We start from the raw sequence: 24725 nt of genomic DNA, 5'->3' as shown, positions 1-24725 counted from the left end.
TGGTGTGCTCAAACATACGAGAGGTGATCTGATGAGAAAGGCCAATTTTGGCAAACGAGAGCGGTGGGTCTTTGGAAGAGTGTATGAACCTCTTGAAATTCCGAATCTCATTGAGATCCAGACTCGTTCCTTTGAATGGTTCATCGATGAAGGTCTTCTGAGTGTTCTGAAGAAGTATTCTCCAATTAAATCGCAAATTCAGCGTTCGGATCTTAAGAAGGGCGAGAAAGGCTTCTCTCTGGATTTTGTTTCAACTAGAATCGGCGAGGCAAAGCATTCCATCCAGGAGTGCAAAGACAAGGGGCTAACTTATTCCGTTTCGCTTTATGTGACCGTAAGAATCACCGACCTCTATACAGGAGAGATCAAGGAGGAAGAGGCTTTCTTCGGATACTTGCCTTACATGACTGATAACGCCTCTTTCATAATTAACGGAGCGGAGAGAGTAATAGTCAATCAGCTTGTAAGGTCGCCGGGTGTCTACTTTGTTGACGAACCGACAAAGGCAGTGTCTGGTTCTCTGCCGATTTATGTTGCCCATTTTCTGCCTGTAAAGGGAGCCTGGTTTGAGATACTTCTTAACCCTAACAAGCAGATAATGCAGGCGAGGATCGACCGGAGAAGGAAACTGAACTTCTTCGTCTTCTTGAAGGCATTGGGTTACGAGAATGATCTTGATCTACTGAGACTTTTCGAACATGAATATGACGGGTCGGATGAGGACGAATTGCTCGCAAGTGTCGGAAGCATGATTCTTGAAGATGTCAAGACTCCCGGAGGAGATTTGATAGCTCAGAAAGGAACACTTCTTACAGAGGATATTATTGCAAGGGCAATTGAAGCCGATGTGAAGACCATCAAGATGCCGCTTCCTATAGCTATGAAGACCTTCAGCGCTTTGCAGAAGACATACGGTGAAGGTATGACTGAGGACGACGCTTACATAGAGCTTTTCAGGAAGCTTAGGCCGGGCGAAATTCCGAGGATAAATGCTGCAAAGAGTTATATTACTAACCTTTATTTCAGTCCGGACCGCTTTGACTTCTCAAACGTTGGAAGGTACAAGGTCAACAGCAGACTTAAGAAAGTCTATCAAGACTATCTCAAGGAGATCGAAGGAAAGAAGGTTTCGAAAGACACCGACTATGCCGAAGAGTCGAGCGTTCTCACTGTTTTAGATGTTGTACTTGCTGCAAGGCACTTGACAGAGATAGAAAGCCGTCCCGAACTTCTCGATACCAAAGACCATTTGGGAAACAAGCGAGTAAGAACAGTGGGCGAGCTTATGGAAACTGAGTTTGAGAAGGCTTTTATGAAGATCCATAAGCTTCTCGAAGAGAAGCTTACGATATACACTTCCTTCGACAAGATTTCGGTGCAGAGCCTGGTTAACGTAAGAACTCTCATGACCACGCTGCATCAATTCTTTGCAACAAGTCAGCTTTCGCAGTTCATGGACCAGGTAAATCCTCTGGCTGAATTGACGAACAAGAGAAGATTGTCTGCAATAGGACCGGGAGGTTTGAAGAGGGAACACGCGAGGTTTGAGGTGCGTGACGTCCATCACTCTCATTATGGGAGGATGTGTCCTATAGAGACGCCTGAAGGCGCAAATATTGGTCTTATGACCTCAATGGCAACTTTTGCGAAGATAGACAAGTATGGTTTCATTCTCACGCCTTACAGGAAGGTGCAGAAGGGGTTCGTTACTGAAGATATCGTTTATCTCGCAGCAGATGAAGAGGAAAGTTACAATATCGCTCACTCCACAGTTAAAATGGACGACAACGGGTGTATTGCCGATGAAAACGTAGAGATTCGTTACGCCGGTGAAGTGAGATATGTTATGAGGGAGGAAGTAGACTTCATGTCAGTCTCCCCCAAGCAGATTGTCTCAATCTCGACTTCTTTGATCCCGTTCCTCGAAAATGATGACGCAAACAGAGCACTGATGGGATCTAACATGCAGAGACAGGCGGTTCCTGTTGTCAAGTCTGAAGCTCCTATAGTCGGCACCGGTGTCGAAGGAGTAGCTGCAAGAGACTCCGGATATGTAGTTCTAGCGAAGCATCGGGGTAAAGTTGTTAACGTCGATGGAAGAAGAATCATTGTGCAAAGAATAGACGAAAAGGGAAAGTCGGAACTTGACGACAAAGGAAGAGCAATTGAAGATGTCTATACGTTGTATAAGTTTGTTCGAACCAATCAGGATACCGCGGTAAACCAGCGTCCAATTGTCTCGGTTGGTGAAGTCGTGGAAAAGGGCGCTCCTATCGCCGACGGTCCATCGACCGAGATGGGAGAGCTTGCACTGGGTAAGAACGTTCTTGTAGCTTTTATGCCCTGGGAGGGGTACAACTTCGAAGACGCCATTCTCGTCAACCAGGAGCTTCTCGAAGACGACATTTTCACAACTATTCATGTTGAGATGTATGAAACAATCGCCAGGGATACTCAACTTGGTCCCGAAGAGATAACTGCTGATATTCCAAATGTCTCGAAAGAGTCTCTGAAGAATCTAGATGAGAGCGGTATAGTGAGAGTAGGAGCATATGTCACGTCTCAGGATATTCTTGTTGGAAAGGTGACTCCAAAGGGCGAATCCGAGACCACCCCCGAAGAGAAGATTATCAGGTCGGTTTTTGGAGACAGGGGACGGGATGTCAAGGATTCATCGTTAAAACTCCCTCATGGTGTTGAAGGTAGAGTCATCGACGTCAAGGTTTTCGAGAAGGAAGAGGTTTCTGAACTCGGTTCGGGCATAAACAAGCTTGTTAAAGTCTTCGTTGGTATCAGAAAGCCGCTGGATGTAGGAGACAAGCTTGCGGGTAGACACGGCAACAAGGGTGTCGTTTCGAATATAATCCCAAAAGAGGATATGCCCTTCCTTCCTGACGGAACTCCTATACAGCTTGTTCTTTCACCTCTTGGCGTTCCGTCGAGGATGAATGTCGGGCAGGTGCTCGAGACACATCTCGGTTGGCTTGGGAAACTTACGAATCGTTACTTTGCGACACCAATCTTTGATGGGGCTACAGAAGAAGAGATCATGAATGAGCTTTACGAGGCTAGAAAAGAGTTTGGACTTGAAGCCGGTGACAGCGAAGAGCTGAAGACAGGTAAAGTTACCCTAAGAGATGGTAGGACTGGCGTGCCTTTTGACTACCCGGTAGTGGTAGGAATAATGTACATGCTCAAGCTAGTTCATATAGCGAAGGACAAGATTCACGCAAGATCTACAGGTCCCTATTCACTCATACATCAGCAGCCTCTAGGTGGAAAGGCTCACTTTGGAGGTCAGAGATTTGGTGAGATGGAAGTCTGGGCGCTTGAGGCATATGGAGCGGCCCACACTCTGAACGAAATGCTCACAATTAAATCTGACGACATCAAAGGAAGAAATGATGTCTATAAGGCAATACTTAAGGGAGTCAACATCCCCGAGCCAGGAATACCTGAGAGTTTCAAGGTTCTTATAAAGGAACTTCAGGGGCTTTCACTCGACGTCAAAGTTTTTGACCAGAACAATGTCGAGCTGGATGTGGATAAACTATGAGGATCAATAGAAGGGAGCTACCCCTCAAGGAGGGAAGCAGATGCCAGTAAGCGCATATAAGAGAAAAGTCAATAAGCTGGAAATTGATATCGCGTCGCCGGACAGAATCAAGGGCTGGTCAAGCGGGGAAGTCAAGAAGCCCGAGACGATAAACTATCGCACATTCAAACCGGAGAGAGACGGACTCTTCTGTGAGAAGATCTTTGGTCCGACAAAAGACTACGAATGTACATGCGGAAAGTACAAGGGTAAAAAGTACGAGGGTACAGTATGTGAACGTTGTGGTGTGAGAGTCGAATCTAAAGAGGCTCGCAGGAGAAGAATGGGTCACATTGAGCTCGCCGCTCCTGTTACTCATGTTTGGTACTTGAAGAGTGCGCCTAGTGTTCTTTCTTCACTTTTGAACATTCCTGCGAAGGATCTCGAGAACATCATCTATTACGGATCTAAGAGGGTTATAGAGAGACTTTATGTCGTGACAGACCCTAAGGAGACGGACTTCTTCCCTGGAATGACGATGTACCAGACCGAATACGAAATATACACGAAGAAACTCAGCTTCGAAGTAGAGCAAGGTTACAAGGTAAAAAACCCTCACGGACCGGTTACAACGGACATTGACGGAAAAGTGACGATCGAGAGGATCGACAGCAGTACCGAGAGAGAACTGAACTGGATAATCGTCAAGGATGAAACTGGGATAGAGAAGAAGTACCCGGTCTTTGAAGGCGCCCTTATATATGTCCAGAATGAGGATGAAGTTCATAAGGGAGATACCCTTGCCGACAGATTCCTTTTTGAAGATGAAGTTCTTTCGGCGACTGAGTATAAGATCTTCGACGAGTACTATCCCGGCAAGTTCGAAGTTGAAACAGATACCGAGAGCGATAGACCTATAGTCATAATCACCGAGATCGACCCTGCAGTCTCGGAGGAGACAGGAAGAACGATCGGTGAAGTCCTGATAGAGAACGAATATGAGGCATACAAAGAGCTTTACCCGGGCAAAGTAACCTGTGATTACGGTGCTGCTGCAATTAAGAAACTATTGCAGGGCACGGATCTCGAAGAGCTACAGGTAGCGATAGAACATGAATTGAAGACTATTCCCAAAAGCAGTGCCAGGGCTCTCAAGCTTCTCAGAAGACTCAAGTATGTCAAGGACTTCATAGCGTCTAGCAATAGGCCGGAATGGATGGTAATGGATGTTGTTCCGGTAATCCCGCCAGACCTTCGACCTATGATTCAAATCGAAGGTGGAAGGTTTGCTACAACCGATCTCAACGACCTCTACAGAAGGGTCATAAACAGAAACAACCGGCTTGCAAAACTCTTGCAGATCGGGGCTCCCGACATAATAATCAGAAACGAGAAGAGGATGCTTCAGGAGGCAGTTGACTCCCTAATCTACAACGGTAGGGTAGGAAAAGCAGTATCCGACAAATCGGGAAGGCCTTTGAAGTCTCTCACCGACCTGGTGAAGGGCAAGAAGGGGAGATTCAGAAGGAATCTGCTTGGAAAGCGGGTAGATTACTCCGGTCGAGCGGTCATCGTCGTTGGGCCGGACCTGAAGATTCATGAATGTGGAATCCCCAAGAGGGTTGCAATGGAGTTGTTCAAACCGTTCGTTCTATCAAAGCTGCTTCACGGAAGTGAATCGAGCAAGACGGCGAGAAAACTTAAGAAAACAATCATAGAAAAGGAAATGCCCGAAGCGTGGGAAGTCCTCGAAGATGTGATCAAGGGACACCCCGTTCTTCTCAACAGGGCACCGACGCTTCACAGGATATCCATACAGGCTTTCATACCCAAATTGGTCGAAGGAAACGCGATTCAGCTTCATCCGCTTGTCTGCGCACCTTTCAACGCAGACTTTGACGGCGATCAGATGGCTGTTCACGTGCCTTTATCCGCAGCTGCGCAGGCAGAGGCGAAGTTCCTTATGCTGAGCAGATACAACGTGATTTCCCCTGCCAGCGGCAAGCCTATTTCAATGCCAGGCAAGGACATAATCGTCGGTGTTTACTATCTCACGACCGTTGACCACGATCATGAGAAGAAAGAGAAAGAGGTAATGGATTACTACTCAGCCCTCCTCAAAGATGAAAAGATTTCCGATGTTGAAGCGAGGAGGATGGTTAGGCAGAAGGCCCTTGAATGGGTTGACTGGAAGTTCTCTTCTCCGGGAGAAGCGCTTCTTGCTTACGACATGGAATATATATCACTTCACGATCCTATTCTTGTTCAGCTAGATCCCTCATCCGGAGAGCTCACGCTAACAACGGTAGGAAGGATAATCTTCAACACCATAGTTCCTGAAAAGCTTAGGGACTACATGAAGAAGTTCAACAAGAAAGCGATAAAGAAGCTAATCTACGACTGCTTCCACGAATATGGAATAGACAGAACCGCAGACCTTCTGGATGACATGATGTCTCTTGGATTCCATTACGCGACTGCTTCCGGGCTCACAATATCCATAAACGACATTGTTGTGTATCCGCAAAAGGACAAGGTTATAGAGGCCGCGCAGGAGAGGGTAGATCAGATCGAGAATCTGTACAAGTCAGGCTTTCTTACAGAAGAGGGCAGAACACAGGAGATAATCAGAATCTGGTCAGATACCACTCAGGAGATAATGGAGAAGACATACGCAGAGTTCGAGAAGTATCCCTTCAATCCAATCTATATGATGGTTGACTCCGGAGCCAGAGGAAATATCGACCAGCTTAAGCAACTTGCAGGTATGCGAGGTCTGATGGCAGATCCATCGGGAAAGACGATCGAAGTACCGATAAAGTCAAACTTTAGAGATGGACTTACGGAGCTCGAATTCTTCACATCTACCCATGGAGCCAGAAAGGGTTCTGCCGATACGGCACTAAGAACGTCGTTTGCAGGTTATCTCACCAGAAGACTTGTAGACGTTTCCCAGACTATAACCGTAACGACTCCGAACTGTGGAACTCACGAGGGCATTGAAGCCATAGAGCTCATGGCAGACGGAGTAACGATAGAGAAGCTCGAAGAATTTCTCTTTGGAAGAGTTCTTACGTCAGATATCATCAACCCGCTGACTGGAAGAGCTCTTAAGAATGGGAAGACGGGAAAGGAATACTTGCGCGATACAATGATCAGAGATGAAGATGCGGCTTTCCTTTCGAACTACAGGGCCGAAGTCGAAGTTGCGCGAGAAGAAGTGCTTAGTATTCCGAAAGTGACCCGGTTGATCAACTATACAGAGCTGGCAGAAACCATCACAATAAACGATAAGGAATACAAAGCGGGAACCCATATCGGCAGCGATATTTTGCACCAGCTAAAGAACTCGGATATCGAAGAAGTGAAAGTTGTTATCTTCCCCTGCGTCGGTCAGGTATTTGCAGGTGATCCAATAAAGAACAGTAACAAGGAAATGCTTGTCAAGTATCAGGAGAAGATAGACGAGCTCACTGCCAAGAAGCTGCAAAAGAACGAGATCGACAAGGTCTTAGTCCGACCGACGATAAAGGTCAGGTCTGTTCTTACTTGTGAATCCGACAGTGGTGTTTGTGCTATGTGCTATGGAATGGATCTTTCAAACCATGAAATAGTGAATGTTGGAGAATCCGTAGGTGTAGTTGCTGCCCAGTCAATTGGAGAGCCGGGTACACAGCTCACGATGAGAACATTCCACACTGGCGGTATAGCGACTGGACAGGATATCACCAGAGGTCTTCCCAGGGCAGAGGAATTGTTTGAGGCCCGAAAGAAGCTCAAGGATCCTGAGGCGCTCTTTATAGAAAAGGGCGATAGCGGGTTCGTGAAGGATCTCGTCCCTGACGACAAGGGTAGGAGAAAGGTCTACATCGAAACGAAGACCGGAGGCATCAGCGAATACGATCTCTCCTCGAGCATAAAGCCAAAAATCGAGATTGGTGACAAAGTCACAGAAGGAGAGGCCATAACAACTGGAACGGTGAGGCCAAGGAAACTTATGGAAAAGCTAGGCCTCGTTCAGACGGCGCTATACCTCCTGACAGAGATCAAGAGGGTTTATGCCGAACAGGGAGTCGAAATTCACGACAAGCACTTTGAACTTATCATCAGACAAATGCTTTCTAAAGTTGAAGTCACGGACCCCGGAGACACAGACTTCCTGCCTGGAGATCTCCTAGACATTGTCGAAATCAGAAAGATAAACAAAACAATAGATGAAGCCAACAGCAGAGTCGGAGAGAACAGAGAGTATGTAATCGATAAGAGATTGGCGAGGAGAGTCCTAGGCGAAGATGAAGATGGAAAGATACAGAAGATTGCAGCCGAGGCCGAGCCGATTACGGAAGAGCTCCTGAATCAGATATTGAAGGGCGGAATCAAGCAGATATTGATCTATGATGTGGATGAGGATCAGTATCAGAAGCTGGTCGATGACTTCAACCCCGATACGGTAATTCCCGAGAAGAAGATCCAGATAATGCCGAAAGATCCCATTAAGTTCAAGCGAAAGCTTCTAAGGATCACAAAGGCATCTCTTGAGAGTGAAGGGTGGTTGTCGGCCGCATCGTTCCAGCAAACGCCTCAAATTCTCACCGAGGCGTCTGTTGCGGGTAAGTCAGACTTCCTTCAGGGGCTGAAGGAAAATGTAATTGTTGGTCAGCTTATACCTGCCGGAACAGGTCTTGACATGTATGCAAATCTGCAGGTGGAAGAAGCTTCAATCCCTTCTCGTTTACAGGAAGAGGAGTTGGCTTGAGTAGGTACTTCTAATAGAAGCGGAAAGCTTAAATAGCTTTCCGCTTTTCTTTTGTGATGGTAACATTGTAGAGGGAAAATCACTACTTGGGGGCTGAGTTGTCTAAGCCGATTTTGGAAGTATCGGATCTTAAGAAAACTTATGAGACGAGCGAAACAAAAGCTTTAAACGGAGTGACGCTTTCCTTTTTCCCGGGCGAGTTAATCTCGCTTCTGGGAGAGAATGCTGCGGGAAAGACAACACTCATGAAGGCAATTGTCGGAATAGAAAAACCAGACAGTGGCTCAATGCTTCTCAAAGGAGAGCCGTACTCTCCGTCGAACCCTTCACAGGCTTTAAAAATGGGCATTGGGATGGTTCCGCAAAATCTGAGAGTAATCGACAGGCTTACTGTTCTTGAAAATCTTCTGATCGCACGTAAAGCGAATAGGTTGAAAAGAACGGCGAAAAGCTACAGAGAATACATTGAGACGTTGATAGGACGATATCAGTTACAGCTGCCTCTGGATAGAGAAGTTGGAACTCTTTCCTTGGCAGAGAGACAGAGAGTGGAAATCCTGAGGCTGCTTCAGAACTCGCCAGATATCTTAATATTCGACGAACCGACCGCTCTGATCTCCGAAAACGAGAAGGCAGAGTTGTTCGAAACCTTCAACAAACTTAAGGGTGAAGGTAAGAGCATTGTGTTCATTACTCATAAGCTGCGGGAAGCTTATTCTGTGTCCGACAGGATTTACCTGATTCGATCCGGGGTTATAGTAGGCAGTTTCAGGAAAGATGAGATCTCGGTCGAAGGACTGTACGATTTGATGGCCGGAGAAGAATCTCCCGGGTCTTCTGTCCGGAGTTCCTTGTCGGAAGAGGTCGTTCTAAAAGTTGAGAAGATCTGTGTAGAGTCTTCTGTAGAAGGGTCAGATGCAGTCAGGGATGTATCTTTCGAGGCTAGAAAGGGTGAGCTTATCGCTATAACGGGAGTGGCCGGCAATGGCCAGGAGGAGCTTCAAGAAGGACTATTCGGAGTTAGAAAGGTGATTTCTGGAAGAATCCTGCTCGGCGGAATTGACGTTACCAATCTACCGCCGCATAGACTCAGAAGACTCGGAGTGGCTTCGCTACCTTCAGACAGAGATAAGTTGGCGAGTTGTAGAGGTTCATCGATACGGGACAATCTAGTTATTCAGAGAGTCCTCAGTGGAGGCTGGGTTGTTTCGGGCAGAGAAATGGATAACTATGCGAGGGAACTGCTTTCTAAGTATGGTGTTGTGTTTGGCAGTATCGGCGATCCGGTTTTCACTTTGTCTGGTGGAAACCTGCAAAAGTTGCTGCTAGCTAGAGAGATCAGCTCGGAGCCAAAGCTTCTTCTCCTGGGAGAGCCTTTTAGAGGGCTCGATGTCAGACATCTGGAGAAGCTGCGCAGCACTCTAGAGAGTATTAAAGAGAAGATGGCCATTGTGATATTCACTTCTGATCTTGACGAAGCACTAATTGTGGCGGATAGAGTTGTTGTGATGTCAGAGGGAAGGATAGTCTTTTCCGGAGCGAACGGACCAGCACTCAGCAAGAAGGCAATAGGAGAGCATTTTGCTGGAACGTTGAGGGAAGATCGAAGATGACAAGCTTTCAAGATTTGAGAAGATCACTCCTTGTTATAGGTATTGCACTGATTGCCGGGCTATTACTCGTAGTTTTGATGAGTGAAGAGCCCATCAATTCGGCCCGATCATTCTTCCTTTCCGTCTTTTCAGACAGGTTTTACTTTGGCAATCTTATTTCAAATGCAATTCCACTTATCCTCACCGGGCTTGCAGCCTCAATAGCCTTCAGTTCGTCTTCCTTCAATCTTGGCATTGAAGGGCAGGTATATCTCGGGGCATTTGTCGGGACTGCGACAGGTATACTTCTATCGGGTAATTTGTCTGGTACTCTAGGGATTACGGCAATGATCCTGGTGAGTTTCTTGTTTGGGGCTGGGGCGGCAAGTTTGTCAGCCGTCCTCAAAATTCGTATGGGTGTCAGTGAGCTAATCTCTTCTCTATTGCTCAGCAATGGGCTAATTCTTGTCGTAGACTATTTCGTTGAGGGACCTTTCAACGACAGACAGTCGGGACTTGCGGCATCCTTAAGTTTGCCCGCGAATCTCAGGTTTTCAAGACTCATGCAACCTTCAAGTCTGCATACTGGGATCTTTTTCTCACTGATAGTCGCTTTTGTTCTTTGGTTTCTCATGTTCAGGACTAGAGAAGGCTTCAAATTAAGAATTTCGGGCAAGAACAGGATGTTCGCTCGTTATTCAGGTGTGAATACCAGCAAAGTCATTTTTTGGTCTCTCTTTCTGAGTGGGGGACTTGCTTCCACCGCAGGGATAATCGATGTAATAGGCGCACACGGTAGAGTTATGAGGGGTTTCTCGGCCGGATACGGATGGAATGGAATAGCGGTTGCCCTTATCGCAAGAAATCACCCGTTGTTTGTTATTCCTGCAGCTCTGTTCTTTGCATACCTGGAAAGCGGAGCACAGATATCATCTATTGAAGCGAGTGTCACGCCTGAACTGGCTAAGATAGTCCAGGCAGTGGTCTTCTTTCTAGTCACTGCAGAGGCACTTGCTCCCGTGAGCTTCAGGAGAAGAAGATATGTTTGAAGCCATAGTACGTGACACAATAAGGAATTCGACGCCTATCGTTCTTGCAGCAAGCGGAGGATTGCTGACAGAGGTTTCGGGATGGCTCAATATTGGACTTGAGGGTACAATTCTCTCAGGTGCGTTTTTTGCAGTAGTAATATCATCGACCACGGGAAGCATCCTTCTCGGAACTCTTGCTTCTATTATTGTGTCGATCATTCTTTCATCGCTTATCTACTTTGCAGTGAGATTTCTGAAGGCGAATCTCTTTGTTGTCGGAATTGCGGTCAACCTTCTATCCGTCGGATTGACTGTAGTGTTGACGGACGTTTGGTTCAGTAGTAAAGGCACAATTGTCTTCGGAGGTTCCCCCAGGCCTGCCGCTCTTTCTATTGATGTCTTAGGCGGTACTGTATTTGGTTGGTTGAATGGACTCGGTTTTTTTGATCTAATCGCCTTTGCCACTCCATTTGCTCTCTTCTATCTTTTCAAGAAGACGGTGGTTGGGGTGAAATTGCGGGCCTGTGGGTATGACGATGAAAGCGCCTTTTACAGCGGTGTTAGAGTAGATCAAATGAGATTCATAGCATACATTGGCAGTGGAGTGTTCACGGGTTTGGCCGGTTCAGCACTTTCCATACCGTTAGGAGCCTTTGTATCCAATATGTCTGGGGGGCGCGGATGGCTGGCTCTTGTTGCCGTAATAATGGGGAGAAAGAACCCGCTTCTTGTAGTTGTTTCGGCTGTCATGTTGGGCTTTGTTACAGAACTCTCCATCTTCCTGCAAGTTTCCACAGAAATATCTCCTAAGTTACTATTGTCTTTACCTTACTTCGCTTCTCTTGCTATCCTTGCTATCTCATACGGCGGAAGAAAGGCGAAGCAGCTTTCGTGATTCCTAATGGTTGAGGATACTTAAGAGGCTCTTAGAATAGCCGAGTCGGACCATGATATAATTCATCGAATTGGAGGTGCAGTTTTGGAATTAATAGATCAGCTTAAATCAGAATACTCCGAGATCTCATATCTTCAGAATGCAGCGGCCCTGATGGTCTGGGATTTGAGGACTTACATTCCCCCTAAAGGGGCCGAGAATAGGGCGGAGGCTCTAGGTTATGTATCAACTCTTGCATTCAAGAAGGCAGTCTCAGATGAATTTGGAGCATTGTTAAGCCAGTTGAACGAAAGAGCAACCCAAGAAGGATTAACAGATGATGAAAAAGCAATGGTCAGGGTTGCTACGAAAGCATACAAAAGGGCCAGGTCAATTCCACCTGAGCTTCATCATAGGTTTTCCGTCCTAACGTCTAAGAGTGAAAGGGTATGGGAGAGAGCGCGAAAAGAAAACAGCTTTAGCAGCTTGGAGCCATATCTGGAAGAGATTGTCGATCTTTCTAGAGAAATGGCAGAACTGTATGGTTATGAAGAAAACCCCTATGATGCGCTACTCGAAGGTTACGAAGAAGGGATGACGGCAAGAAAGCTACGGAAGGTCATCGAACCACTGAAATCAGAACTAATACCCTTCGTAAAAAAGATATTGGATAAAGGCACACATCCTGACACGTCAATCCTTCAAGGGATGTTCAGCAAGAGGGCTCAGGAGAAGCTCAGCAGAAGGGCTTTGAAATTCATTGGCTATGACTTCGATGCAGGTAGGCTGGATGAGACTGTCCATCCATTCACGATTGGCATTGGAGTGAATGACGTTAGAGTGACTACCAAGTACGTGATCGAAGAGTTCACGCCCTCATTGTTTGGATCTATCCATGAGGGGGGTCACGCAATTTATGAGCAGGGGCTGCCGATTTCTCTGAAAGATACACCTATATATGGTGCATGTTCATTAGGAATCCACGAATCGCAGTCAAGAATGATGGAAAACATAGTGGGAAGAAGCAAGGAGTTTCTATCGTTTTTCTATCCTCAGATTCAGAAGGCTTTCCCGTCAAACTTCAGGAGTGTTTCGCTTGGTGACTTCTATAGAGCTGTAAACAATGTCAAACCTTCGTTGATAAGAATAGAAGCCGACGAAGTGACATACAACTTTCATATCATGGTAAGGTTTGAGCTTGAAGAAGCGTTGATGAAAGGCGATTTGAAAGTGTCTGAGCTTCCGGCTGCCTGGAATGCAAAGATGAGAGAATACCTGGGAATTGAACCTGAGAGCAACCGGGACGGTGTGCTGCAGGACATTCATTGGCCATCGGGAATGATCGGATACTTCCCCTCGTATATGCTTGGAAACCTTTACGCCGCTCAAATGTACGCGAAAGCAAGACAGGATATCCCAAATCTCGAAAAGAGGATTGAGAAGGGAGACGTTCTGGCTCTTGTAGACTGGTTGCGAAAGAATATTCATGCTGTAGGCAGAAAGCATGAACCGGAGAGGCTTCTCAAAGTAGCGACGGGAAAGGAGCTAGATTCTTCTTATTTCTTGAAGTATGTCATCGATAAGTATTCCGAAATCTACTTCATTTAGTTCTCAGAGGCCTTTGGACCTTCAAGTAAGGCCTCAATTTCGGAGAGTCTGTCGGATGAAAGCTTCAGACTCTCCTTTCTACTAGTAAGAAAGGAGATTATTTCCTGTGGCTCAACGATCGCCATATCTTTCCACATGAAGGAAATTACTTCAGCGTCTACAAGGTTATGAGAGGTGAGAAGGTATATTGGCGAGGGCATTTCATCACTTATCTCACATACCTTGCTGATCTCACCCTTCTGTAGGTACTCGAGAGATTTGTCCACTACGGCCTTTCCAATGCCTCTTATTTCTAAAAGCTTTGTTATGTCACCATCTGAGAGACGGCCTTCCGGCAAATTTGATCTGATTATTCTTGCGGCGAATTCGTAGGTTCTCACTTTGAACGGGTTGTCTCTTATGACCTTGAGAAGTCTCGAGAGCAAGTCAAATTGCATTGCAAGTTCCTCTTTTCTCACCGGTATCACCTCTCAGTGTATTTTACACCGCTTACAACCGGCAGAGAGTAAGATGCTCGGAATTCTCTTGCGCTCTATTTGAAGTGAATCTATTTGCTTAGACAAAATCCAGGCATACAAAAGCCTCAATGAGTGACATAGGGATCGGGATATCAGAGGATAGGCCCGTGGATTTATTTTTTCCTTCTGCTAAGAACAGCTTCAATGTTCTCCTTTGCCGTGCCGACAAAGGCTTCATAGAAGGCCATGCCTGCTGCTTCTATAGCTTGAATGGCGTTGCCTCCAAGATGGAAAGCTATTATTGTGTCTATCCCTTGCTTTGTGAGCATATTTACTGCCATAGGTCCGGCACCGTGCGCCACACTGTTGTCTGGTTCTACATATTCTTCGCTTCCCGTTTCCGGGTCATACAGCAGAAAGAACTTAGCTCTGGCAAATCTATCGTCTGGGATGCTGTTGATACTCTTTTCTTTCACTGGGATAGCTATTTTCATTATTCTTCTACACCTCCGGAAATTTTCCGTTTCAACCTCAAGGCAATTCGCTTTATTGCTTGCGCTGCCGTAGAGTCTTCCATTGCAACAACCGGTTTCCCCATAATCGTCGCTTTCTCTACCTGCTCGTCAAAGGGAATCTTGCCGAGCAGTTCTATACCGTTGGCTCCACACCAGGACTCTATGAAAGCGCTCTTGGATGTATTCAAATCCCATTTGTTTATAACTATTCCAAAGTCTCTCTTGAAATGTTTTATTGTCTCCACTATCCTTGCAAGATCGTGGTTTCCAGAAACAGTCGGTTCGGCAACTGCAAGAACGTAAGTTGCCCCGGTAATCGATGAAGTTGCGGGGCACCCTATTCCCGGGGCACCATCGATCACAATTACTTCTCTTTTTTCTCTCTCTGCGACATTAATTGCCAGCTTTCTGACCTCGGCCACCAACCCTCCAGAAGTCTCTTCCCCTGGAGTCAATAAAGCGTGGACAAGAGGGATTTCATTCGATTGAGACAAGAAGTAATCGCCCGATTTATTGTCTTTGAGTGAAATCGCATCTGCCGGGCAGACAGCCACACACATGCCGCATCCCTCACATGCGTAGGGATCGATTGAGTAAGGACCTCCCCTGATAATCGCATCGAACCTGCAGAATTTCTCGCAGAGTCCGCATGATATGCATTGATCAGAAATTTCGGCCTTTTTGCCACCATAGTATTCAAATCTCTCGATCTGCTTATTCTCGAGAATGAGGTGAAGGTTTGGTGCGTCTACGTCACAATCGGCCATCACTATTGAGTCAAAAAGAGAGGAAAGCGATCCTGCAAGTGTTGTCTTTCCAGTTCCGCCCTTTCCACTTACTATGGCAAGTTGGAACATCATGACACCCCCGATGAAGAGATGATCTTTTCCGCCAGTTTTTTGAACCGTATCTTCCATGATGGCGAAGTCTCAGTAAATAGCTTGCCTTCTGAATAGGCTTCCGCTATGCTGCGGTCAAAGGGTATTCTTTCGAGGAGAACGAGGTTTTCTTCACCAGCATACTCATCTATCATTGTGTAAGAATTCGTATCTCTGTTGATTACGACACCGAAAGGAATTCCCATCTCTCTTACAATTTGAACTGCAAGTTTCAAATCATGAAGACCAAATGGAGTGGGTTCGGTTACCAGTATCGCGAAATCTACTTTTCTTAGTGTCTCTACCACGGAACAGGACGTTCCCGGGGGAGAATCAATGATGACGACCTTATTTCGATCGATATTCTCTTTAAGCTTTCTGATAACCCTTACAGGAGATGGTTCTCCAATTTCCAGTATTCCCATTCCAAAATCGATTCTGTTGTTGATCTTACCCGTCATGACTTTTCCAATGGTTTTTGGCCTCTCGCTGATTGCCTTCTCGGGACAGACAAAAGTGCACAAACCGCAGCCATGACACAAAGATTCAAAGACCATGACACCCGTGTCAAAAACAGAAAGTGCTCCAAACTGGCAGGCTTCAGCGCATTTGCGGCAACGAGTGCACTTTTCCTTGTCTATTACGGGAAGCATCAGCTCAATTTCCTCTTCATGGTCAATCTTTGGGTTAAAAAACAGATGTACATCGGGTTCTTCTGCGTCTGCGTCCAGAAGTTGAACATCAAACTCTTCAGATATTGCGTATGCGAGGTTTGTGGCAAGGGTTGTCTTTCCTGTGCCTCCCTTGCCACTTAGTACGGCAATAACCAAGGCCTACCACCATCTCCTGAAGCGATAGCCCATGCCTCTTCCGGCTCCAAATCCTCCCCCAAAACCCATCCTTCTTCCGAGAAAAAGTCTTCTCCTCGGAAATGGTCGGTAGTAGTTCCTTGCGGGTGTCGGCCTCGACACTTGATCATCGGGAGCACAGTTTCCCATGCCCCAGCCGGTCATCGGCCCATAACCTTCGGGTCCAGTTCCATCTCTCCACGGCATATTCTCACTCCTCCTCTTCAGTACTGTTTGTGTTTTCAAGCGTTTCCAATCTCTTCTCTATTTCCTTGAGTTCTTCGCCGATCATCTCAAGCTCTCTCTTAAGCATCGCTTGATACTCCTTCAGTTCCTGACTCTCCATCTCAGGTGAAATCTCCTGATCATAGGCGTATGGTCCATAATAACCGAAACCTCTTCCGGGTCCAAATCCCCTACCGTATCCCATTCCTCTTCCGTATCCCGCTCCATATCCAGGGCCGAAGCCGTAGTATCTGCAGGAACCGTCTCTAAACCTCATAGGACCAGATCCAAATGGCATATTGTCACCTCCTATATATGCAGTAATCATATATATTATACTGGTTGCAGCTAACAATGTCAACAACAAATCTAGCTTTGCCGAATTCTGGAGAATTTCTGATATTATCTAAGTGAGGAGGATAGATGGGAAACAAAGCTCATGTCTTGCTGTTTTCACTAATTGCCCCATTTTATAACGTTGCTTTCAAGTCGCAGCTTAAGAATTATCGAAGCCTTTTGAAAGAACATCGTTCTCTACTTGGCGACGACATCAAGAGCGTTCTCGATATCGGTTGCGGAACAGGTGCTCTTGCCAAAGCATTCGACGAACTGGGATACCGAGTAACGGCTGTTGATGCTTCGACTCCCATGGTAGCGATAGCGAAGCATAATCTTAAGGAAAGCGGAGTCAAAGTCGTTCAAGGCGACTTTTTTGAGAAGCTTCCCTTTGAAGACAATAGTTTTGATCTTCTCGTTGCATCTTATGTTGTACACGGTCATAAGATTGACGGCAGGGAGAAGTTTTATAGAGAGAGTCGCAGAATATGCAGGAAAGAGGTTCTGGTTCATGAGTTCTTTCCGAATAGAAATCTCTTGGTCTATGTTGTCGAGTTCTTCGAAAGAAGCGATTACAGAAACTTCGTTCCGAAAGCCTTCGAAGAGCTCAAAGAGAATTTTCCCATTGTAAAAGACGTTAGGCTTTCATCTACGACAGGGTGGTATTTATGTCGGTGCGACTAGACTCTCAAGTTAGTTGAGTCTTCAGGATTTTGAAATTTGTGGGCGTTCAAGGAAGGGCTGGTGTTTCAGTATTTGACCAATAGCATCATGGGGGTCTACAGGTGAAGAAAGCTACTCCTTACATATTTATTGCACCTGCAGGTGCAATTATTGGTTTCTTTCTGTTATATCCATTGATTTACTCATTTGCCATTAGCTTTTTTGAGTGGGACCTGTCTCCGACAATGACTTTCGTGGGTTTGAGTAACTACTCACAGATTCTCTCATCGAGCGAATTCTGGGACTCAATGTTATACACCGCTTATTACATTCTCGGCGTTCTCCCTTTTTCGCTCCTTATCGGTTTTCTCTTTGCCAATCTTCTGAACGATTCGACGATGAAGGGGATAGGGTTCTTTCGAATGATTTACTTCCTTCCGGTAGTAACATCGCCTATAGCTGCCGGTATGGGCTTCAGCTTTCTGTTCAGTACGGAACTCGGTTATGTGAATCATATCATCTCCTTGTTTGGCGGGGATTACATCAACTGGTTAACTAATCCTCAGGGCGTAATTCAAATTCTTTTCAACTGGACAGGCATTCAGCTTCCCAGAATTCTGCAGGGGCCGAGCGTAGCGCTTTTCGTGATAATTCTAATGGGAATATGGCAGAATATCGGATATGCCATGGTTGTCTATCTGGCCGGTCTTCAGAATATCCCGACCACATACTATGAAGCGGCGGCGTTGAGTGGAGCTAACAGGTTCCAGATGTTGAGAAAGATCACCGTTCCGCTTCTTTCACCGACAACGTTCTTCCTTCTCATAATGTTCAGCATAAGCTCCTTCCAGGTCTTTGGACCGATTATGGTTATGACTCCAGACGGCGGACCGCTTAATACAACCTCCGTTGTCGTGTTTCGGCTTTATCGAGAGGCCTTCTCCTATTACAGGTTTGGCTATGCGTCCGCAATGGCCTTTGTTCTCTTCCTTTTTGTGATATTTTTGACTGCATTCCAGGTAAAGACAATTGAAAGGACTGTTCATTATGAGTAAGAGGATTGGAAGGATTCTGAAGTACTTCGTGTTGATATCCGGTGCAGTTGTGATGATTTTCCCGTTTTTCTGGTCTTTCATGACCTCCTTTAAGGATTTGCGAGAGATTCTCATGGATCCCTTTTCTCTTATCCCGAAGGAGTTCACTCTGAAGAATTATGTTAGTGTTTTCACGAAAGTTCCATTCGCAAGATACCTTCTCAATAGCACTATCGTAGCGCTGGGAACCACTTTCTTGCAACTTGTGACGGCCTCTCTAGCGGCCTTTGCATTTGCGAGAATGAAATTTAGGGGCAGAGAAGTGATATTCTACATCTTTCTGGCAACTATGATGATCCCTCAGCAAGTCGTAATGATTCCGCAGTATCTCGTTGTAATGAGACTCAATCTGGACAACTCATACCTAGGCCTCATTATTCCTCACGCAGCCACTGCGATCTCGATCTTTTTTCTGAGGCAGTTCTTTCTCACGATTCCAAGGGATCTAGAGGATGCTGCGATAATCGATGGTTGCGGTCCTTTAAGAACTCTGTTCAATGTTTTTTTGCCTCTCACAAAACCCGCGATAGCAACAATCGCAGTCTTTTCTTTCATGTGGTCATGGAACAACTACTTCTGGCCCCTCTTGATTATTAGCGAACCTGAGATGAGAACTGTTCAGTTGGGACTAGCAATGTTCAAGTCTGAAGGGGGAATACAGTGGGGAGAGTTTATGGCCGCAACTGTAGTGGCTACGCTTCCGATCATGATAGCCTATTTCATCGCTCAGAAGCAATTCGTGAAGGGAATAACCCTTACGGGACTAAAAGGATAGCGATAAGGAGGAAGAGATGAAAAGAGTGACCATGGTAGTTATCTTGATGATCTTTGCACTAACGGGAATGGGAGCTGTCACGCTCACATTCTGGCACTCGATGTCCGATTATCAGAAGCCGATTATCGACAAACTCGTATCTGATTTCAACAAGGCACACAAGGACATCACTGTAAGGGCAATCTTTCAGGGCTCGTACGATGAGACCGTTACGAAACTAAAGGCGGCTTTGCTGGCTGGAAAAGGGCCGGATGTAGCACAGGTTAACATCGAGCACATCCAGATATTTTCAAAAGACCATTCTCTCCAGGATCTCACAGATCTTCTGGCCGGCGATCCTACGCTTGACCCCGATGACTTTGTCCAGAGCTTCTGGCAGACAATAGTTCGTGACGGAAAGCCATATGCGCTTCCTTTCAACATCAGTGCGCTTATGCTTTTTTACAACAAGGATCATTTCAGAGCAGCGGGACTTGATCCAGACAGACCTCCTCAGAACTGGGAGGAACTCGAGGAATACGCCAGAAGACTCACAATAAGAAAATCTCTGGATTCCAGACCCTCTCAGTATGGTCTCTTATGGGGTGTAGACACCATGTTCTATCAGTTTGAACCTCTTGTCTGGCAGAACGGAGGAGAGATTTTCGATGAAGATATGACCGAGTGTGTAATCAACTCTCCTGAGGGAGTCGAGGCTCTGGAAACGTGGAGGCGTTGGTTCGTCGAGGGTTTGTCTCCGGTGGACTTGACCATCGATGAAGGAATACAGTCCTTCACAATGGGGAGAATCTCGATGGGCCCCATGACGAGCGGAGGAATTCGGTACGCTCTCGAGAACATACCCTGGAGTCTGGGAGTAGCCCCTCTTCCTGAAGGTAAGCAGAAAACCACAACGCTTGGAGGAGGTTCTCTTGCCATAATGGCCGGACTCTCAGAAGAGAAGCTTCAGGCCGCCTGGACCTTCATCAAATGGATGGTTTCAGAGAAGAACACATTGTTCTGGTATGAGGGAACGGGATACATGCCGGTTCTGAAGTCTGCAATGAGTTCTCTTGAGATACAGCTTATCTGGCAGCGCTTCCCGCAGTTGAAGGCTCCAATAGACTCGATAGAGTTTGCCAGACCCAGGCCGGTTCACACAAATATTATTGAGATCAGGAATATTCTTTACGACGCTGTTGAGCAGGTAAGAAAAGGGGTTTCAGAGCCAAAATCGGCTTTCGATAGTGCTGTGACGAAAGTCAACGCGTTGCTTGAGTGAGGTGATGAGATGAAGCGAATACTTCTGTCGGTAATATTCATTTTCTTTTCTCTGACGGTTTTTGCCAACAAAATCGTTGAAATTGAAGTAACAGGTGTTGATAAGACACTTCCACAAGTGGTGATCAATATTTCCGGGCTCAAGATCGGTGAAGAATTGGATATCGAGAGAGTCTACAGGGCAAAGAGAAATCTGGAAGAATGCGGTCTCTTTACAGACGTATATTTTCAGCTTAGAGACTCAAATGGCGACTATAAGCTGGTGATTACGGTTCAGGAGAGCCCGACAATCTATCCCTATTTCGGCAAGTACATGTCGATGGGTTTGGGGGAGAGAAATCTCCTCGGTACCGGTGTTAATCTCTATGGCGGGGTTCGGTTTCTCAGATTGACCGACAAGAAAATCCTCGGGTTCCTTCCCCAACCCGAGTTCTTCTGGGGGGGATTGAGATTTGGCGCAAGCACCCTTAGCGTCTTTGGAACAGGAATCAATCCCTTCATTGAAGTGACTCTGTTTAAAGATGTTCCGTGGCAAGCAGATACTATTCTTTCTCTTAGTTCTGTAGATCTGGGTGCGACATATCCCTTTGGAGACTACGTTGCTGGACTCTCTTACACCTTTGAAAGTGCAACATTTGAGGCTACGGATTCAAACGACTACTCTGTATCAATACTAACAGGAGCCTTTGCCTTTGGGGATGAAGACAATTATCAGGAGAAGAGAGGTAATCTCTACGGGCAGACAAATCTTTCCTTTGGATTTGGGGAAGGAATATGCTATCTCCAGCAGAAGGCGTCTGTAAATTACTGGTACAGGATCATTGGAAGAATTTATATCGAGAGTGAGACAAGAGCAGGTGTGACTTATTTCGGAGTTGCGCCGGTCACCAGGAGTTTCTACCTGGGAGGAAGCACCGATCTCAAGGGCTGGAACCCCAATGCATTTAATCCTAGATTCTATGCGCTGGAGATACTTCAGGCAGGAGTCCCTCTTACTGAGAGCTTCGGAATTGCTCCTTCCGATGATATGAGCGTCTTCATTCCCAAGCTCTACTTGATGGCGGCCGCGGGTGACAACGCCACTCTCGGTCTGTCGATAGGAATAGGTTTCGAGTGGAGAACACCACTGGGAGTTGGAGTGGAGCCTCAAGTATTCTTCGGGGGAGACGGTTTCAAATTCTACTTCGAACTCAGGTAACTTCTTGGCTAGCTTCACAAGAAGATCATTTGCTTTTCTTTGCAAGCACAAAACGAGAGAACCGGCCACGAAAAAAGGCCGGTTCTTCTGGCACCCCATGTCCTTCAGCTTACTTCCTAACGGAAACGTTTTTCACATATTCAGAGAGCGAGTCGGCGAATTCGCTTAACACTGAATCCGGATAAGGTGGCGATTCGCAAAACCCGGATACCGGTCTATACTGCTGAACTGAAACCAACGACGCCCCGCTGCACATTCTCGCGAGCTCTTCGAAATCCTTTTCAGGAACGTAAGGTGGAAACATTGTGATCCTTATCTCATGAGTGGAGAAAGTCTTTGCCAATTCAATACTCTTCTGGATTTGCTTCAGATTTACAGTAGAAAAAGGCTCATAGTTCAGAGACTTGAGATCAACTGCGACATAGTCGATGACATTCAGGAACTCCCTGAGAATGTCTGAATTCCAGCCATTGGTATCGAGCTTAACCAACACAGTCGGAAATTGGGCCTTCAGTCTTTCGACAAATGGAATTAGATCATCTGCCCTGAGTGTAGGCTCCCCCCCGGTAATAACAACCGCATCAATGAGAGCCGCTCTTCTGTCAAGGTACTTGAAGACCTCTGATTCACCAACTTTCTCCTCTACCGATTTCTTCAGTTCAGGATTGTGGCAATAAGCACAGTCGAAATTACAGCTTGAGGTAAACAGTGTCAGGGCTACTTTGCCCGGATAGTCCACTAGACTGACCCTCTCCATTCCTGCGAAATTCATCTACTCTTTCTCCCCTAATTCTGTAAGTCTCTCTCGTCTTAAATTCTTCCTGTTTTCCAGTGTTCCAGTTCTGTACTGGTCTGTAGTAGCCTGTAATCCTTGAATACACTTCGGTTGGCTTTCCGCATTCGGGACATGTGAACTGTTCACCTCTTATATATCCGTGGTTCTGACAGACAGAATAGGTTGGCGATATAGTAAAATAGGGAATTCTATAATTCTCTGCAATCTTCTTTACCAGCTGCCGGGTGGTTTGCCAGTCGGAGATTCTCTCCCCAAGGAAAGCATGGAATACGGTGCCGCCTGTGTATTTCTGTTGGAGTTCCTCCTGCAGATCAAGCGCTGCGAAGATATCTCTTGTGTAGTCTACCGGTAAGTGAGAGGAGTTTGTGTAATACGGGTTGTCCTTTCCCGCAGTAAGTATTTGAGGGAATTTCTCTTTGTCCATCTTGGCGAGCCTGTAAGCCGTTGATTCGGCCGGTGTCGCCTCGAGGTTGTAGAGATGGTCGGTTGTCTCCTGATAGCCGATCATCTTGTTTCTCATGAAGTCCAGCACTCTCAATGCAAACTGATAGCCCTCTTCTTCGGCTATAGTCTTTCTGATCCATCGGGCATTCATACTTGCTTCATTCATTCCTATCAAGCCAATCGTAGAAAAATGGTTATCGAAGTTCTTCAGATATCTCTTTGTGTATGGATAAAGGCCTTCACTGTTCAGTTTCTCCACTACCGATCTCTTTATTTCAAGGCTTCTGCTCGACAAATCCATCATTTTAGAAAGACGTGCAAAGAACTCTTCTTCGCTCTTACTAAGGTATGCAATTCTCGGCAAGTTTATCGTAACGACGCCGATAGACCCAGTGAACTCATCCGAGCCGAAGAGCCCTCCCCCTCTTCTCTTCAGTTCTCGTTTATCGAGCTGAAGCCTGCAGCACATACTTCTGACATCATCCGGGTCCAGATCAGAGTTTATGAAGTTCTGGAAGTATGGAGTACCGTATTTGCTGGTTATCTCAAATAGAAGCTGGGCGTCTTCGTTGTCCCAATCGAAATCCTTTGTAATATTATATGTGGGTATCGGATACTGGAAACCGCGTCCGTTGGCATCACCCTCGTCGAGAATTTCCAGAAAGGCTCGGTTAATCATCTTCATCTCTTCCTGACAATCACCATATGTGAAGTCCATAGCTTTGCCGCCGACAATAGCAGGTTCGCTCTTTAGCTTAGATGGAACCACCCAGTCAAGAGTAACATTCGTGAAGGGGGCCTGTGTTCCCCATCGCGAAGGTGTGTTTACTCCGAAAACGAAAGACTGAATGTTCTGTTTTACTTCCTTCAAAGAGAGGTTATCTACTTTTACAAATGGGGCCAAATAGGTGTCGAATGAAGAGAACGCCTGGGCGCCTGCCCATTCATTCTGAAGTATTCCGAGGAAATTGACCATCTGGTTAACGAGCGTTGATAGATGCTTTGCAGGTGAGGAGGATACCTTTCCACGTACACCACCAAGTCCTTCTTCTATGAGCTGTCTCAGGCTCCAACCCGCGCAGTAGCCCGAGAGCATCGATAGATCATGGATGTGAATGTCCCCCTCGCGGTGGGCATTCCCAATTTGGGGATCGTATACCTCCCTCAGCCAGTAATTGGCGGTCACAGTTCCACTGTTGTGCAGAATCAGACCGCCGATAGAGTAGGTTACTGTGGAGTTCTCGTGAACTCTCCAGTCGAGCATGTCAAGATAACTGTTGACTGTCTTAGAGAAATCGAGCATGGAAGAATCGAGTTCTCTTAGCTTTTCTCGATGCCTTCTGTATAGAATATAGGCTTTGGCGACGTCAGCGAATCCTAGACTCTCCAAAGTTCTTTCAACGGAATCTTGGATATCCTCAATGTCCACCAGATTATCGGTGGCCTTCGGCTGAAAATCGGCTACTACCCTTAGCGCAACCCTCTCAAGAATATCCTCGTTAAAATGTGTTTCAGTCGCCTCAAATGCTTTCTTCATGGCGTTGATTATCTTCTCCAGGTCGAATTCGACTATGGCTCCATTCCTTTTTCTTACATTCAACATCTCAATACCTCCATGAATCTGCTAATGATGAAGGGCTCTATAAATTGTGTCCAAAAATGATTTTACCACAATATATGGATAATTCAAAAAAAGAAAAGAGCATCATTTGGACTAAGAAACCGGTTCTTCCAGTGAGAAAAATCTGCGATTTGTCGTGAAAGACTTTCCAGCAGTGGTCCACAGAATTACCGGAAAAAGGCGATCGCATATTCAAAGATTGCAATCGTTACTTGTGA

The 24725-nt window shown here is 46.1% G+C and carries 19 protein-coding genes; 11 read left to right on the top strand and 8 right to left on the bottom strand.

The features are described from left to right. Positions 1–31 precede the first annotated feature (31 nt). From B3N33_RS06365 to B3N33_RS06340, 6 genes are all read left to right on the top strand, one after another. The gene (locus B3N33_RS06365) at positions 32–3556 is read left to right on the top strand and encodes a DNA-directed RNA polymerase subunit beta (RefSeq protein ID WP_214061043.1); all 3525 of its coding nucleotides are present in this window, start codon (positions 32–34) and stop codon (positions 3554–3556) included. A gap of 40 nt (positions 3557–3596) precedes the next feature. After that, complete coding sequence (locus tag B3N33_RS06360; RefSeq protein WP_292592584.1) at positions 3597–8291, top strand: DNA-directed RNA polymerase subunit beta'; 4695 nt, start codon at positions 3597–3599, stop codon at positions 8289–8291. A gap of 98 nt (positions 8292–8389) precedes the next feature. After that, positions 8390–9904 (top strand): ABC transporter ATP-binding protein, encoded by a 1515-nt coding sequence (locus B3N33_RS06355; protein ID WP_292592583.1) that lies wholly within the window; start codon positions 8390–8392, stop codon positions 9902–9904. Next, positions 9901–10932, top strand: coding sequence for an ABC transporter permease (locus B3N33_RS06350; RefSeq protein ID WP_214060512.1), 1032 nt, complete (start codon positions 9901–9903; stop codon positions 10930–10932). The genes B3N33_RS06355 and B3N33_RS06350 overlap by 4 nt, the downstream gene beginning before the upstream one ends. After that, positions 10925–11809 (top strand): ABC transporter permease, encoded by an 885-nt coding sequence (locus B3N33_RS06345; RefSeq protein WP_099828967.1) that lies wholly within the window; start codon positions 10925–10927, stop codon positions 11807–11809. The genes B3N33_RS06350 and B3N33_RS06345 overlap by 8 nt, the downstream gene beginning before the upstream one ends. 84 nt (positions 11810–11893) lie before the next feature. Then, on the top strand, positions 11894–13396 hold the full coding sequence (locus B3N33_RS06340; protein WP_292589269.1) for a carboxypeptidase M32: 1503 nt from the start codon (positions 11894–11896) through the stop codon (positions 13394–13396). Here B3N33_RS06340 and B3N33_RS06335 read toward each other — a convergent pair. From B3N33_RS06335 to B3N33_RS06310, 6 genes are all read right to left on the bottom strand, one after another. Then, positions 13393–13854, bottom strand: coding sequence for a helix-hairpin-helix domain-containing protein (locus B3N33_RS06335; RefSeq protein WP_292589271.1), 462 nt, complete (start codon positions 13852–13854; stop codon positions 13393–13395). The two genes, B3N33_RS06340 and B3N33_RS06335, sit on opposite strands and share 4 nt — an antisense overlap. Before the next feature lie 173 nt (positions 13855–14027). Beyond that, positions 14028–14348, bottom strand: a complete 321-nt coding sequence (locus tag B3N33_RS06330; RefSeq protein ID WP_214061058.1) for a NifB/NifX family molybdenum-iron cluster-binding protein — start codon at positions 14346–14348, stop codon at positions 14028–14030. Continuing rightward, positions 14348–15226, bottom strand: a complete 879-nt coding sequence (locus B3N33_RS06325) for an ATP-binding protein (protein WP_292592581.1) — start codon at positions 15224–15226, stop codon at positions 14348–14350. Before B3N33_RS06325 ends, B3N33_RS06330 begins: the two co-directional genes overlap by 1 nt. After that, positions 15226–16077: an ATP-binding protein gene (locus tag B3N33_RS06320; RefSeq protein WP_292592579.1), complete on the bottom strand. Its 852-nt coding sequence runs from the start codon at positions 16075–16077 to the stop codon at positions 15226–15228. The genes B3N33_RS06325 and B3N33_RS06320 overlap by 1 nt, the downstream gene beginning before the upstream one ends. Positions 16078–16080: 3 nt before the next feature. Next, on the bottom strand, positions 16081–16302 hold the full coding sequence (locus B3N33_RS06315) for a DUF5320 domain-containing protein (protein WP_214061055.1): 222 nt from the start codon (positions 16300–16302) through the stop codon (positions 16081–16083). Positions 16303–16306: 4 nt separating this feature from the next. Continuing rightward, entirely contained in the window at positions 16307–16618 is a 312-nt protein-coding gene (locus B3N33_RS06310) for a DUF5320 domain-containing protein (RefSeq protein WP_214078172.1), read from the bottom strand. A 125-nt stretch (positions 16619–16743) separates the two neighbouring features. Here B3N33_RS06310 and B3N33_RS06305 point away from each other — a divergent pair, with 125 nt between their 5' ends. From B3N33_RS06305 to B3N33_RS06285, 5 genes are all read left to right on the top strand, one after another. Next, complete coding sequence (locus B3N33_RS06305; protein ID WP_292589281.1) at positions 16744–17340, top strand: class I SAM-dependent methyltransferase; 597 nt, start codon at positions 16744–16746, stop codon at positions 17338–17340. 101 nt (positions 17341–17441) lie between these two features. After that, positions 17442–18374 (top strand): carbohydrate ABC transporter permease, encoded by a 933-nt coding sequence (locus B3N33_RS06300; protein ID WP_292592576.1) that lies wholly within the window; start codon positions 17442–17444, stop codon positions 18372–18374. Next, complete coding sequence (locus tag B3N33_RS06295; protein WP_292592574.1) at positions 18367–19188, top strand: carbohydrate ABC transporter permease; 822 nt, start codon at positions 18367–18369, stop codon at positions 19186–19188. Before B3N33_RS06300 ends, B3N33_RS06295 begins: the two co-directional genes overlap by 8 nt. Positions 19189–19204: 16 nt before the next feature. Then, positions 19205–20449, top strand: a complete 1245-nt coding sequence (locus B3N33_RS06290; protein WP_292592573.1) for an ABC transporter substrate-binding protein — start codon at positions 19205–19207, stop codon at positions 20447–20449. Positions 20450–20458: 9 nt separating this feature from the next. Further along, a complete protein-coding gene (locus B3N33_RS06285) occupies positions 20459–21646 on the top strand; it encodes a POTRA domain-containing protein (protein ID WP_292592571.1) in 1188 nt (395 codons plus the stop codon). Positions 21647–21755: 109 nt separating this feature from the next. Here B3N33_RS06285 and B3N33_RS06280 read toward each other — a convergent pair whose 3' ends face one another. Then, positions 21756–22418 carry an anaerobic ribonucleoside-triphosphate reductase activating protein gene (locus B3N33_RS06280; RefSeq protein ID WP_292592570.1) on the bottom strand — a complete coding sequence of 221 codons (663 nt, stop codon included), beginning with the start codon at positions 22416–22418 and terminating at the stop codon, positions 21756–21758. Then, a complete protein-coding gene (locus tag B3N33_RS06275; RefSeq protein WP_214078178.1) occupies positions 22336–24489 on the bottom strand; it encodes a ribonucleoside triphosphate reductase in 2154 nt (717 codons plus the stop codon). The genes B3N33_RS06280 and B3N33_RS06275 overlap by 83 nt, the downstream gene beginning before the upstream one ends. Between the last annotated feature and the right edge of the window lie 236 nt (positions 24490–24725).

The organism is Mesotoga sp. UBA5825, from assembly GCF_002432955.1.
Lineage (GTDB): Bacteria > Thermotogota > Thermotogae > Petrotogales > Kosmotogaceae > Mesotoga.
Note: the sequence above shows the minus strand (reverse complement) of the source record. Positions and strands in the feature narration are given on the sequence as shown.